This is a genomic window from Bradyrhizobium sp. TM102 (assembly GCF_009176685.1).
Classification (GTDB): Bacteria; Pseudomonadota; Alphaproteobacteria; order Rhizobiales; family Xanthobacteraceae; genus Bradyrhizobium; species Bradyrhizobium ottawaense.
On sequence record NZ_AP021855.1, the window covers coordinates 180551 to 193580 of the forward strand.

The 13030-nt window shown below is 65.5% G+C and carries 12 protein-coding genes; 6 read left to right on the forward strand and 6 right to left on the reverse strand.

Translation table 11 applies throughout. The features are described 5' to 3' along the window. Positions 1 to 11 precede the first annotated feature (11 nt). Positions 12 to 1019 (reverse strand): 2-dehydropantoate 2-reductase, encoded by a 1008-nt coding sequence (locus GDN70_RS00855; protein ID WP_038973562.1) that lies wholly within the window; start codon positions 1017 to 1019, stop codon positions 12 to 14. A gap of 162 nt (positions 1020 to 1181) precedes the next feature. Here GDN70_RS00855 and GDN70_RS00860 point away from each other — a divergent pair, with 162 nt between their 5' ends. Then, on the forward strand, positions 1182 to 1757 hold the full coding sequence (locus GDN70_RS00860) for a YidB family protein (protein ID WP_038973550.1): 576 nt from the start codon (positions 1182 to 1184) through the stop codon (positions 1755 to 1757). A 42-nt stretch (positions 1758 to 1799) separates the two neighbouring features. Continuing rightward, positions 1800 to 2072 carry a GlsB/YeaQ/YmgE family stress response membrane protein gene (locus GDN70_RS00865; RefSeq protein ID WP_080670147.1) on the forward strand — a complete coding sequence of 91 codons (273 nt, stop codon included), beginning with the start codon at positions 1800 to 1802 and terminating at the stop codon, positions 2070 to 2072. Positions 2073 to 2266: 194 nt separating this feature from the next. On the opposite strand, the gene GDN70_RS00870 is transcribed toward GDN70_RS00865, so the two are convergent. Then, positions 2267 to 3052 carry an SDR family NAD(P)-dependent oxidoreductase gene (locus GDN70_RS00870; protein WP_038973551.1) on the reverse strand — a complete coding sequence of 262 codons (786 nt, stop codon included), beginning with the start codon at positions 3050 to 3052 and terminating at the stop codon, positions 2267 to 2269. 250 nt (positions 3053 to 3302) lie between these two features. Here GDN70_RS00870 and GDN70_RS00875 point away from each other — a divergent pair, with 250 nt between their 5' ends. From GDN70_RS00875 to GDN70_RS00885, 3 genes are read left to right on the forward strand one after another with little or no spacing between them, the layout of a single operon-like run. Next, positions 3303 to 4367: an acyl-CoA dehydrogenase family protein gene (locus tag GDN70_RS00875; RefSeq protein WP_152102048.1), complete on the forward strand. Its 1065-nt coding sequence runs from the start codon at positions 3303 to 3305 to the stop codon at positions 4365 to 4367. A gap of 16 nt (positions 4368 to 4383) precedes the next feature. Then, positions 4384 to 5544 (forward strand): acyl-CoA dehydrogenase family protein, encoded by a 1161-nt coding sequence (locus GDN70_RS00880; RefSeq protein ID WP_018316466.1) that lies wholly within the window; start codon positions 4384 to 4386, stop codon positions 5542 to 5544. 16 nt (positions 5545 to 5560) lie between these two features. Next, positions 5561 to 6373: an enoyl-CoA hydratase/isomerase family protein gene (locus tag GDN70_RS00885; protein ID WP_028141827.1), complete on the forward strand. Its 813-nt coding sequence runs from the start codon at positions 5561 to 5563 to the stop codon at positions 6371 to 6373. Positions 6374 to 6581: 208 nt separating this feature from the next. Here GDN70_RS00885 and GDN70_RS00890 read toward each other — a convergent pair whose 3' ends face one another. The 4 genes from GDN70_RS00890 to GDN70_RS00905 all read right to left on the reverse strand — a co-directional run bounded on the left by GDN70_RS00890 (position 6582) and on the right by GDN70_RS00905 (position 11762). After that, entirely contained in the window at positions 6582 to 8696 is a 2115-nt protein-coding gene (locus GDN70_RS00890) for an acetate--CoA ligase family protein (protein WP_152103652.1), read from the reverse strand. Between the two features lie 183 nt (positions 8697 to 8879). Then, complete coding sequence (locus GDN70_RS00895; protein ID WP_173015733.1) at positions 8880 to 9626, reverse strand: hypothetical protein; 747 nt, start codon at positions 9624 to 9626, stop codon at positions 8880 to 8882. Positions 9627 to 9628: 2 nt separating this feature from the next. Next, positions 9629 to 10417 carry an enoyl-CoA hydratase gene (locus GDN70_RS00900; protein ID WP_038973555.1) on the reverse strand — a complete coding sequence of 263 codons (789 nt, stop codon included), beginning with the start codon at positions 10415 to 10417 and terminating at the stop codon, positions 9629 to 9631. A gap of 136 nt (positions 10418 to 10553) precedes the next feature. Further along, positions 10554 to 11762: an ABC transporter substrate-binding protein gene (locus GDN70_RS00905; RefSeq protein ID WP_028141831.1), complete on the reverse strand. Its 1209-nt coding sequence runs from the start codon at positions 11760 to 11762 to the stop codon at positions 10554 to 10556. A 415-nt stretch (positions 11763 to 12177) separates the two neighbouring features. On the opposite strand from GDN70_RS00905, the gene GDN70_RS00910 reads away from it, so the two are divergent. Further along, a complete protein-coding gene (locus GDN70_RS00910) occupies positions 12178 to 12948 on the forward strand; it encodes a thermonuclease family protein (protein ID WP_085968606.1) in 771 nt (256 codons plus the stop codon). The last annotated feature ends 82 nt before the right edge of the window (positions 12949 to 13030 follow it).

Here is a 13030-nt window from a genome sequence, read left to right on the forward strand (position 1 = left end):
CCTCCTTGCACTCAAACCACCGCGCGAATCTGCTGCGGCGTCAGACGCGGCGGACCGTTGCCGGCTGCCTCGGCCTGATTGATCAGCGCAACAATGCGGCGCATCAGCGGCACCTCGACATGGTTTTGCTCGGCGAGCGCGATGACGGCGCCCTGGAGATAGTCGATCTCGGTCTTGCGTCCCTGCTTCAAATCCTGCCACATCGAGGAGCGCGCCTCGGGATCGATCTTCATGGTCCGCCCCAGGATCGCGCTGAAGATCGTGTCGGGCAGCCGCAGCAAGGCCGGCGTCCAGTTCATGGGGATCGGCGTTGCCGAGACCGGCGCGATGCCGGCGGCCTTCAGCGCGGCGAGCCCCTCGGCCATCTGGTCGGCGAACAGCCTGCGCCAGTCGCGGTTTGACAGTTGCGCGGCGAGCGGCAAGTCGGACAATGCGCTGAGCGCATTGTTGAGATTGATGATCAGCTTGCCCCATTGCACGCCGGTGATGTCACCGCTCGCGCGCACCGTGAGGCCGAGCACCGAGAGCGCCGCGGCCGTGTTCCCAGCGTCCTCTCCGACATGGATGTCGCCGGAGGTCGAGCGGTGGAAACGGCCCTCGCCCATCGCGATCACATTGAACGGCACCATGCCCGCGAGCACGTGGCGGCCACCGAGGCGGTCGCGCAGCACCGCGATATTGCCGATGCCGTTCTGCAGCGAAACGATGACGGCATCCTCAGGCGCATGCTGCGCGATCTGATCCGCGACATCGGCGGTGTCGGCGCTCTTGACCGTGACCAGCACGATGCCGGCGCTGTGGAAGATCGCGGGGTCCTCCGACAGCGCGAGCTGCCCTGCGCCAAGCTTCGTCTCGGAGCCGTCGAAATCCGTCAATCGCAGGCCGAACCGCTCGATCTCGGTCTTCACCCGCGGCCGCACCAGCAGCGCGACACGGCGGCCCGAGGCCGCCAGCATGCCGCCGACGAAACAGCCGATGGCGCCCGCGCCGGCCACCACGATCGGTCGATCCGTCATCACCTCGCCTTGCTCCCTGAACGACCCGCCCTCGATAGCAGAGGCGAGGCCGGCAACCAATCGCGGCGCATCCGCCTTGTAACCGTCATGAGAGCCCCATATGTTTTCGGCCCGGGGGCAGCCAGCGGCGAGCGCTCGCCGAACGAGACGCCAAAGGAGAGCACCATGGGTCTACTCGACGTCCTCAACGGCATGCAGAACGGCCCCCGCGGCCCCTCCACACCCAGCTCCGAGAAATCCTCCGGCGGCATGTCGCCGATGACCATGGCGATCATTGCCCTGCTTGGGTGGAAGGCCTTCAAGCATTTCACGGCAGGCCAGCCCGGCGCGGCGCCTGCCCCGCAGCAGCGCTCTCCGCTGCCGCCTCCGACGCCCGTGAATACCGGCAGCAGCGGCGGCCTCAGCGATTTGCTCAAGGGCGGGCTCGGCGGCTTGCTCGCCGGCGGCGCGGCCGGAACCGTGCTGAGCGGCGGCCTCGGCGATCTCCTCAACCAGCTCCAGCAGGGCGGCCACGGCGAGGCTGCGAATTCCTGGGTCGGCAAGGGCGAGAACAAGCCGATCGCGCCCGGCGACCTTGCCAGCGCACTCGGCGCCGACCAGATCGAGAGTCTGTCCGCCCAGAGCGGCCTGCCGCGCGACGAATTGCTCAACGGCCTCAGCCAGTATCTGCCGCAGGTGATCGACCATCTGACGCCGGACGGACGGCTGCCGACCGAGACCGAGCTCTCCGGCAAACTTTAATCGGACGTTGATCGACGCGCTTTCGGGAAGGGGAGCACAGTCATGAGCATGGGCGGCCTGTTGTGGATCATCGTCGTCGGCTTCATCGCCGGCCTCATCGCGCGCTGGCTGGCGCCGGGACCGAACAACCCGAGCGGCTTCATCCTCACGACCATCCTCGGCATCGCCGGCGCGTTTCTCGCGACCTTCATCGGTCAGGCCATCGGCCATTACAGCCCCGACCAGGGCGCCGGCTTCATCATGGCCACGCTCGGCGCGGTGGTGGTGCTGTTCATCTGGCACCGGCTGGTGGCGAGCGGCGTGATCAAGGGGTAGGCACTGTCACGAAGCGCTGATCTCGCCCCTCAAACTCCCTGTCGTCCCGGACAAGCGAAGCGCAGATCCGGGACCCATAACCCCAGGGAGTGGTTTGGCGAAGACTCGGAGTGACCAGAGTCGCGCGGCAACTTCTCCCTGTGGTTATGGATCCCCGCGTTCGCGGGGATGACAGCGGAGATTGGAGCGCGATCTCACGTAATCAAATGCATCCCCGCATCCATGCGCACGACCTCGCCGGTCATGTTGCTGGAGGCCGGCATCGCCAGGAAGCAGACGAGCTGCGCGATGTCCTCGGCGGTCGACGCGACCCTGAGCGGCACCTTCGCCACCACGCTGTCGCGCACCTGCTTGGCGCCGGCTTCGCCGCGGCCCTTGGTGAACCAGGGCGTGTCGATATAGCCGGGGCAGACCGTGTTGACGCGGATCAGCGGCGCCAGCGCGCGCGACAGCGAGAGCGTCATGGTGTTGAGCGCGCCCTTGCTCGCGGCGTAGGCGATCGACGAGCCGACGCCGCTGATGCCGGCGACCGAGGACACGTTGACCACGGCGGAGGGCCGCTCCGAGGCCTTGGCGCCGGCTTCGAGCAGGCTGCGCGCGGCACGCACCATCTGGAACGGGCCGATGGTGTTGACACCATACACGCGCTGGAAATCTTCAGCCGACAATCCGTCGAGATCGGCATGGGCGACATGCTTGGTGGTGCCGGCATTGTTGACGAGGATGTCGAGCCGGCCCCAGGCGCCGGCCGCCGCGACGATCTTGCGGCAATCGTCGTCCTTTGAAACGTCGCCCTGCGCGACCAGGACTTCCGGAGAGCCCGCCTTGCGGCAGACGTCCGCGGTGGCCTCGGCTTCTTTCTGGCTAGAGGAATAGTTGATGACGAGCCGCGCCCCGCTTCGCGCGAGGATTTCCGCGGTTGCTGCGCCAAGTCCGGATGCGGACCCCGTCACGATTGCGCACAGACTATCTTTGGCCATCCGGATTTCCCTTCCCCTGTATCTGATGCGAGCCTTAAGTCGCTGGCCTTGTTTAGCGAGTTTGCCGCGCCCTGCAAATCAAGCAAACTCCGCTAAGCGGAATTAGCTTATCCCCCATGCCCGCGCCGCAGGTTGACCTGCGATCAACGCTTGTCAGGGCCATGGCTTTTTCGGATCATCGGGCGCAAGAAGACCTGCGCGGTTCGCTCCACCAGGCGGGACGCGCCAACGGCAAAACACGGGGAACGCTGTGGCGGAGAGTGATAACATCGTCGTCGAGACCGCGGAGAAGATCTTCGCCGATCTTGCCGATCCGCAAACCATCAACAACGACAAGAAGGATTCCTGGCAGGCGCCGCTGTGGCGGGCGCTGAGCGAAGCCGGCCTGCCATTGTCCTGGGTGCCCGATGATCTCGGCGGCTCCGGCGCGAGCCTTGCCGACGGCTTTGCGCTGCTGAACGCCGCCGGCCGTTTCGCCGTCGCGGTGCCGCTGGCCGAGACCATGCTGGCCGGCTGGCTGCTGGCGCAAGCGAAGATCGCATCGCCCGAGGGCGAGATGACGGTGCTGCCGGCCTCGCCGAAGGACCGCATCACCCTCGATGCCGATGGCTCGCTTTCCGGCCGCGCCCGCGGCGTGCCCTTTGCGAAAGCGGCAAAGCATTTTGCGGTGCTGGCGCACGGCAAGGATGGCGTCTCGATCGCGCTGGTCGATGCCGGCAAGGTTCGGATCGAGTCCGGCCTCAATGTCGGCTACGACCACAGCGACACCGTGACGCTCGACAAGGTCCAGCCCGTCGCGCGCAAGGCCGCGCCCAGGGAGTTTGACCAGACCACGATGATGCTGATGGGCGGCGTTGCGCGCAGCCTGCAGATCGCCGGTGCGCTGGAATCGATGCTCGACATCTCCGTGCGCTATTCCAACGAGCGCGTCGCCTTCGAGAAGAAGATCTCGAAATTCCAGGCCGTGCAGCACAATCTGGCGCGTCTCGCCGGCGAATCCGCCGCGGCTCTTGCGGCTGCGACCTCGGCCGCCGACGCCATCGCGAATGCGACGCGCTTCGACGACGAGGTCTATCTCGAAGCTGCCTCGGCAAAGATCCGCTGCGCGGAAGCCGCGGAAAAGGGCGGCGCCATCGCGCATCAAGTGCACGGCGCCATCGGCTTCACCCTCGAGCACATCCTGCACCGCTATTCGCTGCGGGCGCTGGCCTGGCGCGACGACTTCGGCTCGGAGAGCCACTGGGCCGTCGAACTCGGCAAGCTGGTCGCGACCAGAGGCGCCGACGAATTGTGGCCGCTCGTGGCGTCGCGCTGATCAGGGAGAGAAACACATGACCGCTGCACTCCGTTTCGATCCGATCCGCCTGCCCGAGAAGTGCGAGCAGCTGCGCAAGGAAGTGCGCGCCTTCCTCGCCGAAGAGATCGCCGCCGGCACCTTCGATCCGCACAAGCCCAATCGCGAGGACACCGACGCGCCCGAATTTTCCCGACGGGTCGGCGCCAAGGGCTGGCTGGGGATGACCTGGCCGAAGAAATATGGCGGCCAGGAGCGTTCCTTCCTCGAACGCTACGTGGTGACCGAGGAGATGCGCGTCGCCAACGCGCCGACGCGGCGCTTCTTCGTGGCCGACCGCCAGAGCGGACCGGTGCTGCTGAAATACGCGCCCGAGCACATCAAGATGGACATCCTGCCGCGGATCTGTCGCGGCGAGATCTGCTTTGCGATCGGCATGAGCGAGCCGAATTCCGGCTCCGACCTGTTCGCGGCAAAGACGCGCGCGACCAAGACCGATGGCGGCTATCTGATCAACGGCACCAAGATCTGGACCTCGTCGGCGCACATCGCCGACTACATGATCGCGATCTTCCGGACGTCGCAGCCGACCAAGGAAAACCGCCGTCACGGCCTGACGCAATTCCTGGTGAAGATGAAGCAGCCGGGCATCAAGGTGAACCCGATCGGCCAGATCACCGGCCAGTACGAGTTCAACGAGGTCGTCTTCACCGACTTCTTCGTGCCCGATGACCACGTGCTCGGCGAAGTCGACGGCGCCTGGAAGCAGGCGACGAGCGAGCTCGCCTATGAGCGTTCGGGCCCCGAGCGTTTCCTCGAGACCTATTACGTGCTGACCGAGCTCGTTCGCGCGGTCGGCCCGAACCCGGATACGCGCAGCGCCGAAGGCATCGGGCGCCTGGTCGCGCAGCTCCACACCATGCGGCGCATGTCGGTCTCGGTCGCCGGCATGCTGCAGGCCGGCAAGGAGCCGGTGGTCGAGGCCTCCATCGTCAAGGACATCGGCACGGTCTGGGAACAGCAGCTTCCCCACCGCGTGCGCGACCTTGCTGCTTTCGTCGAGGAGACCGCGACCAACCGCGAGACCTTGGAGCGGCAGCTCGACTTCGCCATCAAGACCGCGCCGAAGCTCACCATCCAGGGCGGCACCACCGAGGTGCTGCGCGGCATCATCGCCCGCGGACTTGGTTTGCGCTAATCATCAAAGGATCATCATGACCACATACAAGGACATCGGCGTCGAGAAGGTCGGGCACGTCGGCACCATCGAGATCCGCCGCCCGCCGCTGAACTTCTTCGACATCTCGCTGATCAACCAGATCGCGGATGCGCTCGACGAATTCGACCGCGACATCGAGATCCGCGCCTCGGTGCTCTCGGCCCAGGGCAAGGCGTTCTGCGCCGGCGCCAATTTCGGCGATCCGGCACGGCAGGCGCAGGAGGCGCGCGAGGCAGAGAAGAAGGGCGACCCCGCCGACAATCTCGGGCCGATCAACCATCTCTACATCCAGGCCGTGCGCATCTTCCGCGCCAAGAAGCCGATTGTTGCCGCCGTGCAGGGTGCCGCCATCGGCGGCGGATTGGGCCTCGCGGTCTCCGCCGATTTCCGCGTCACCTGCCCCGAAGCGCGTTTCTCCGCGAATTTTACGAAACTCGGCTTCCATCCCGGCTTCGGCCTGACGACGACGCTGCCGGAGCTGATCGGCAAGAACAATGCCGAGCTGATGTTCTACACCAGCCGCCGCGTCACCGGCGAGGAAGCCGTGAAATGGGGCCTCGCCAACGAGCTGGTGCCGCAGGACCAGGTCAAGGCGGCCGCGATGAAGCTCGCCGGCGAAATCGCCGAATGCTCGCCGCTCGGCCTGCTCTCCACCCGCGCGACGATGCGCGCCGGATTGGCCGATCGCGTCATGGCCGCGACCAATCACGAGCTCGCCGAGCAGACCCGGCTGCGCGCGACGGAGGATTTCAAGGAAGGCGTGAAGGCCACGGAAGAACGTCGCGCGGCGAATTTCAAGGGGCGATGATCACGGCGGCGCTAGCCGTATCACTCCACAGCGACCACAACCTCCCCTGTCATCCCCGCGAACGCGGGGATCCATAACCACAGGGAGAAGTTGTGGCGCAAGCTGGTCACTCCGCGTCTTGGCCAAACCGCTCCCTGTGGCTATGGGTCCCGGATCTGCGCGCGCTTAGGGCGCGCTTGTCCGGGACGACAGCGGCGGCTTTAGCGGCTTACTTCCTTCCCACCACCAGCGCATCGACGATCGTCACGCCCTGCCCCTCGGCGTGCACCAGCACCGGGTTGAGCTCGATCTCCGCGATCTCCTTTCCCTCCCGCGCGGCGAGCGCGGAGATATCGGCGATCAACTGTGCCAGAGCCGCAACGTCCGCCTTCGCCGCCCCGCGAAATCCATTCAGCAGCGGCGCCGCCTTCAGGCTCGCCAGCATCGCGCCCGCCGCCTCCGCGTCGACCGGCACGGGGCGGTAGACGACGTCGCGGAACAGCTCGGTGGTGATGCCGCCGAGACCCACCATCACCATGGGACCGAACGTCTCATCCAGCATCGTGCCGACGATGATCTCGACACCGCGCTTCGCCATCGGGCCCACCAGCACGCCTTGAATGGTCGCCTCAGGCCGGTGCCGGCGCGCATTGTCCAGCAGCGCCTCGAATGCCAGAAACACCTCGCCCTTGGTGGTGATGTTGACGCGCACGCCGCCAACTTCGCTCTTATGGGCGATATCAGGCGACTGGATCTTCATCGCCAGGGGAAAGCCGACGCGGGCGACCGCCTCGTCGAGCTCGCTCTTGTCTCTCACCAGCACCTCATCCGGCAGTGCAATGCCGGCGGTGCGGAGCAACGACTTGCTGTCGGCCTCGGACAGGACCGCCGATTTCAGATGTACAGAAAGGTCGCGTGCCGGCAGCCGCGTTTCGTCCACGGGCTTCGGCAGACTGAACTTGGCGAAGTCGACGAGCCGACGCATCGCGACGCCGACATGGGTGAGGCCCGAGAGTACCACGACGCCGGATTTGGCGAGCTCACGGCGCGCGAAGTCGGACGGCACCGTGTAGGAATAGAACACCACCGGCTTGTGCTGTGCCGATAGCACCGGCGTCAGTTTCTCTTCCTTGAAGGGCCTGCGCACCTCGCTCGACAGCGACAGCACCACCAGGATCGCATCGACCTCGTCCGAGGCGGCGAGGACGTCGACGCTCTTCTGCAAGCCGCCGGAGGTGACGCCTTGCGCGGTGACGTCGATCGGGTTGCGCGCCGTGCCATAGGACGGCATCAACTGCTTGATCCCAACCTGGACCTTTTCGGACAGCTCCGGCACCTGCAAGCCTTGCAGCGCCACCGTATCGGCACCCCAGATGCCGGCACCGCCGGAAACGGTGACGACGGCAACGCGATCGCCCTTCGGCAGCGGATTGCTGGCAAGCACCGCGGCGATCGTCAGCGCTTCGTCCAGGTCGTTGGAGACGATGAAGCCGTATTTCGCGAACACCGCGTCATAGGCGGCCGACCAGCCGGCCATGCTCGCGGTATGCGAGGCCGCCGCGCGCTGGCCTGCGCCGGAGCGTCCAACCTTTGTCACGATCACCGGCTTCTTCATCTCCGCAGCGCGCCGGGCGGCGACCAGAAATTTGTCGACGTCGCGGATGCCTTCGATGAACAGCAGGATCACCTCGGTCGAGGAATCCTGCACCATGTAATCCAGGAACTCGCCGGCGCCGAGATCGGATTCATTGCCGGCGCTGACGACATAGCTGACAGCGATTCCGAGGGCCCGCGCCCGGTGATAATAGGCAAAGCCGATGCCGCCGCTCTGCGCGACGATGCCGATCCGCTTTTTGGTGGCGACAAGCGGCACTACACTTGGCTTGACATCGACCGCCGGACTGAACGTCGCCGCCACGCGCTGCACCTGGCTGAAGAAGCCCTCGGCATTCGGCCCGGATATCCGCATGCCGGTGCGCCTCGCCAGCGCCGCGATCGCATCCTGCATCGCCGCGCTGTCGCCGCCCTCCTCGGCGAAGCCGGAGGAGATGATCACGGCATTCTTGACGCCGGCGGCGGCGCATTGCTCGAGCGCGGACAGGACGGCACGGGCCGGGATGATGATGACGGCGAGGTCGATGGGCGCGCCGATGTCGCCGATCGATCCGTAGCAGGCCAGCCCGTCGATATCCGCGTAGTTCGGGTTCACCGGATAGATCTTTCCGGGATATTCGTTCTTGCGCAGCATGGACAAGAGCCGCCCCGGGATCTTCTCGTGATCGCGCGAGGCGCCGATCAGCGCGATGCTGGCGGGCGCGAAGAAGCTGTCGAGCGGATGTGGCATGGCGGATGTGTCCTTCTTCGCAGAGACGTGCTCTCTCTCGCCGTCATGCTTGAGGTGCGAGGCATGGGATGCAACGCGTCCCATGAGAAGCCTCGAAGGATGAACGGCCCCGCCGGTGGCCGTCGCCCTTCGGGGCTCGCCGAAGAGGCGAGCACCTCAGGGTGGCGGACAACGAGAAGACCATCAACCGACGCGGAACGTCACCCCACCCAACAGGAACTCGCTCCCGGCAACCGCAAGCCCCCTCGCCTTCGCGGCATGCAGCACGCTCGCCCGATCCGCCACCCGAAACTCGAGCGCGCTCATGATCTCGCTGGCGCCTTTCACGAAGCGGAAGGTCGCATTGGGCAGCTTCAGCTCGGCACCTTCAGGCGCAACGCCGATGATCTTGCCCCAGTGCTCGGCCAGGCCTTGCGGATCAGGGCTCTGCATCTCCACGTCCGTCAGCGCCTGCGTCACGTCCTTGCGGATGAACTTTTGCCAGTCCGGTCCTGCCGGCGGATAGGCGCCAAGAATGTCGTCGCTGCCTTCGGTGTGGTTGAACTCGATGAAGGCGGCACGGCAGTCGCGGGGGTGGAGCTGGACGCCATGATAGGGCGCATGATCGATGACGTTGGCGGTGCGCACGCCAAGCGCATTGGCGTTGCGGCCACGCTCGTCGGGATCATTGCAGCAGAAGATCGCCATGTAGCCACCGCGGCCGCCGGTCTTCTCGATGAAGCGGCCGGCCGTAGTACCGCCCTTGAAGGGTGCCACCACCTCCAGCATGATCGTGTCGACCGGGAGCAGCGCATTCTCCAGGCCGTATTTGGCGACATTGCCGTCGCGGTAGCACACGGCGAGGCCCATGATTTCCGCGATATCGGAGATGACGGGCGCGAGCTGCGGCGCAACCAGGCAGATCTGCCGCAACCGCATATAGGGCGCCATGGTCAGGCGCCCCTGAAGGTCGGCTTGCGCTTCTCGACGAAGGCCTTGGCGGCCTCCTTGTGGTCCTCGGTGTCGCCGCAGCGGGTGTGGTGGATCGCCTCGCCGTCGAAGCAATCCTCCAGCGCCAGATGCTCGGCATTGTTGATGTTGCGCTTGATGAAGCCGAGCGCGATCGACGGCCCTTGCGCCAGCGACAGTGCCAGCTCGTGGGCCGCGGCGTCGATCTCGACGTCGGGCATGACCTTCGTCACCATGCCGATCGCATGCGCTTCCTTCGCGGTGAGCACCGGCGACATCAGATAGAGCTCGCGCGCCCGCGCGCTGCCGAGCAGCTGGGTGAGAAAATAGGTGCCGCCGTAATCGCCGGAGAAGCCGACCTTGGCAAAGGCAGTGGTGATCTTGCAGGATTCCGAGGCGATACGGAGATCGCAGGACAGCGCCATCGACAGACCCGCTCCGGCTGCGGCGCCGTCGAGCTGCGCCACCACAGGCTTCGGCATCTGGTGCAGGATGCGCGAGACCTCCATGCCGCGGCGCAGATTCGCAAGCTTCTGCTCGAACGGCAGCGGCGCGCGGCCCGCGGCCATCGACTTGACGTCGCCGCCGACGCAGAACGAGCCACCAGCGCCCTTGAGCAGCACCGCACGCACCTCCGCATCGTCAGCCGCACGGCGTGCCGCTTCGACCAGCCCGGCCACCATCTCGGGGTTGAGCGCGTTCTTCCGCTCCGGGCGGTTCATCGTGATGGTGAGCAGCCCGCCTTCGAGTTTTTGCAGGACCATGTCGTTCATGGGACGTCTCCCTTGTTGTTTCCTTCGTCATTCCGGGGCGCGCGAAGCGCGAGCCCGGAATCCATTTGTCGACGATCACTGCGGCCCGATGGATCCCGGGTTCGCGCTCATGCGCGCCCCGGGATGACGCTTCGCGTCATTTCTTCACCAGCGGGCAGCGCGACTGCTCCAGCGACTGGAACGCCTCGCTGCCGGGCACGGTGGCGAGCAGCTTGTAGTCGTCCCAGCGGGCCTTCGATTCCGACGGCTTCTTCACCTCGAACAGGTACATGTCGTGGATCATGCGGCCGTCCTCGCGGATCTTGCCACCCTTGGCGAAGAAGTCGTTGATCGGCGTCTCCTTCATCACCTTCATGACAGTCGCTGCATCGGTCGTGCCGGCCGCCTTCACCGCCTTCAGGTAATGCGTGACGGAGGAGTAGACGCCGGCCTGTGCCGAGGTCGGCGGCCGCTTCACGCGCTCCTGAAAGCGCTTCGAGAATGCGCGCGTGTCGTCGTTGAGGTCCCAGTAGAAGGCTTCCGCCAGCAGCAGGCCCTGCGCGGTCTCCAGACCGATCGAGTCGATGTCGGTGACGAAGGCGAGCAGCGGCGAGACCTTCTGGCCGCCCTTGGTGATGCCGAACTCGGCCGCCTGCTTGATCGCATTGACGGTGTCGCCGCCGGCATTCGCAAGCCCGATCACCTTGGCCTTGGAGGCCTGGGCCTGGAGCAGGAACGAGGAGAAATCCGACGTGTTGAGCGGGTGGCGCACGCTGCCCAGCACCTTGCCGCCCGTCTTGATGACGACGGCACTGGTGTCCTTCTCCAGGTCCTGGCCGAAGGCGTAATCGGCGGTGAGGAAGAACCAGCTGTCGAGGCCAGACTTCACGGCCGCAAGGCCGGTCACATTGGCCTGGCCGTAGGTGTCGAACACGTAGTGGATGGTATAGGGACCGCAGGCCTCGTTGGTGAGACGGATCGAGCCCGGGCCGTTGAAGATGATGATCTTGTTGCGCGCTTTGGCGATCTCGCCGGCCGCAAGCGCAGTGGCGGAAGCCGCGACGTCGTAGATCATCTCGACGCCCTGGTTGTCGAGCATATCGCGGGCGATGTTGGCGGAAAGATCGGCCTTGTTTTGATGGTCGGCCGCCAGCACCTGGATCTTGCGCCCCAGCACCTCGCCGCCGAAATCCTCCACCGCCATCTTGGCCGCGGTCTCGCTGCCGGGTCCGGTGATGTCGGCATAGAGGCTCGACATGTCGAGGATGCCGCCGATCTTGAGAGGTGGCTTGTCCTGGGCCTGCGCGGTGGCGCTCGCACTGAGGGCAAACGCGGCGGCAAAAATGCCCGACAAAACAGTCTTCATGGAAAACGATCTCCCTTATCGCGCCGTACTCTGATGGCGGCTTGGTTGTTGCTCTTGGCAATCGTTATTGGCAATCGCTGTTGCCGCAATCATGCCGCATGCGCAAGAGCGCAGCAAGCGCGGGTGCGAAGAGGCCGCATGTCGCAGCGCGCGATTTCCGCAAAGCGGAATGGTTAGAAGGCGCAAGATGTTTCCACGCGACGGCGGAAACATAACAATGACGATGTGATGCAATAGCGACGCATCACGCGAACTGCCGTAGGGTGGGCAAAGGCGCGCTCTTCGCGCCGTGCCCACGGCCCGCGCGATCGGCAAAGACGTGGGCACGCTTCGCTTTGCCCACCCTACGAAGGCCCCTTCGTCGTTGGCATCGTTTGAGTTATGATCCAGGCATAACGCAACCTCTCCGGGCAACGTGGCGCAACGGCTTCATCTCACCGTCGCAATTCTTCTCCTCGCGGGTCGCACCGCGTCCGCCGCACCGTGCCAATTCGAATCCCAAGGCGAAGGCCGTGTCGCTGCGGTCGTCGATGCCCGCAGCGTGCGTCTCGATGACGGCCGCGAAATCCGCCTCGCCGGCATCGAGCCCACGGCGACGACGAAGCAGGCGCTGGCTGCGCTGCTCGCCGGCCGCGACGTCACACTCCGCGGTAGCAACGACACGCCCGACCGCTACGGCCGGCAAGGCGCACTGGTGTTCATCGGCGAAAGCGACACCCCGGTGCAGGCCGTGCTGCTCGCCCAGGGCGACGCCATGGTCTCCGCCGAAATCACGGACAAGGACTGCGCGGCGGCACTGATGACGTCGGAGGCCGAGGCGCGGCGCCAAAAAAAGGGCAGCTGGGCTGACCCGTCGGCCATAAAAAACGCGGAAAGTCCGGACGATATTTTGGCGGGGATCGGGCGCTTTGTGGTGGTCGAGGGTAAAGTCCTGTCGGTCCGGCAAGCTGGGGCAATGACCTACCTCAACTTCGGACGGAACTGGACACGTGGCTTTGCCGTGACTATTTCAAAGCGCACGCTGCCGGCGTTCGAAAGCGCTGGAATCACCCTTAAGTCATTGGAAAGTAAGCGTATTCGAGTCCGGGGCTGGATCGAGGGAAGTACGGGGCCGCGGATCGATGTGCGGCTCGTGGGGCAGGTCGAGTTGCTGGGCGCAAACGAGCCGACAGGGGTAAGGCCTTAAATCAGGCCAGGCACGGGTTAAGCGACGTGAATGGGGTGCTAGAACGGCACGTACGGAATGAAGGCCGCCGCCTGCGGGCTGC

Bases quoted from the DNA above. Each gene is read 5' to 3' on its own strand.
- GDN70_RS00860 (WP_038973550.1), top strand. From the start codon at position 1,182: ATGGGTCTACTCGACGTCCTCAACGGCATGCAGAACGGCCCCCGCGGC.
- GDN70_RS00865 (WP_080670147.1), top strand. From the start codon at position 1,800: ATGAGCATGGGCGGCCTGTTGTGGATCATCGTCGTCGGCTTCATCGCC.
- GDN70_RS00870 (WP_038973551.1), bottom strand. From the start codon at position 3,052: ATGGCCAAAGATAGTCTGTGCGCAATCGTGACGGGGTCCGCATCCGGA.
- GDN70_RS00880 (WP_018316466.1), top strand. From the start codon at position 4,384: ATGACCGCTGCACTCCGTTTCGATCCGATCCGCCTGCCCGAGAAGTGC.
- GDN70_RS00885 (WP_028141827.1), top strand. From the start codon at position 5,561: ATGACCACATACAAGGACATCGGCGTCGAGAAGGTCGGGCACGTCGGC.
- GDN70_RS00890 (WP_152103652.1), bottom strand. From the start codon at position 8,696: ATGCCACATCCGCTCGACAGCTTCTTCGCGCCCGCCAGCATCGCGCTG.
- GDN70_RS00895 (WP_173015733.1), bottom strand. From the start codon at position 9,626: ATGGCGCCCTATATGCGGTTGCGGCAGATCTGCCTGGTTGCGCCGCAG.
- GDN70_RS00900 (WP_038973555.1), bottom strand. From the start codon at position 10,417: ATGAACGACATGGTCCTGCAAAAACTCGAAGGCGGGCTGCTCACCATC.
- GDN70_RS00905 (WP_028141831.1), bottom strand. From the start codon at position 11,762: ATGAAGACTGTTTTGTCGGGCATTTTTGCCGCCGCGTTTGCCCTCAGT.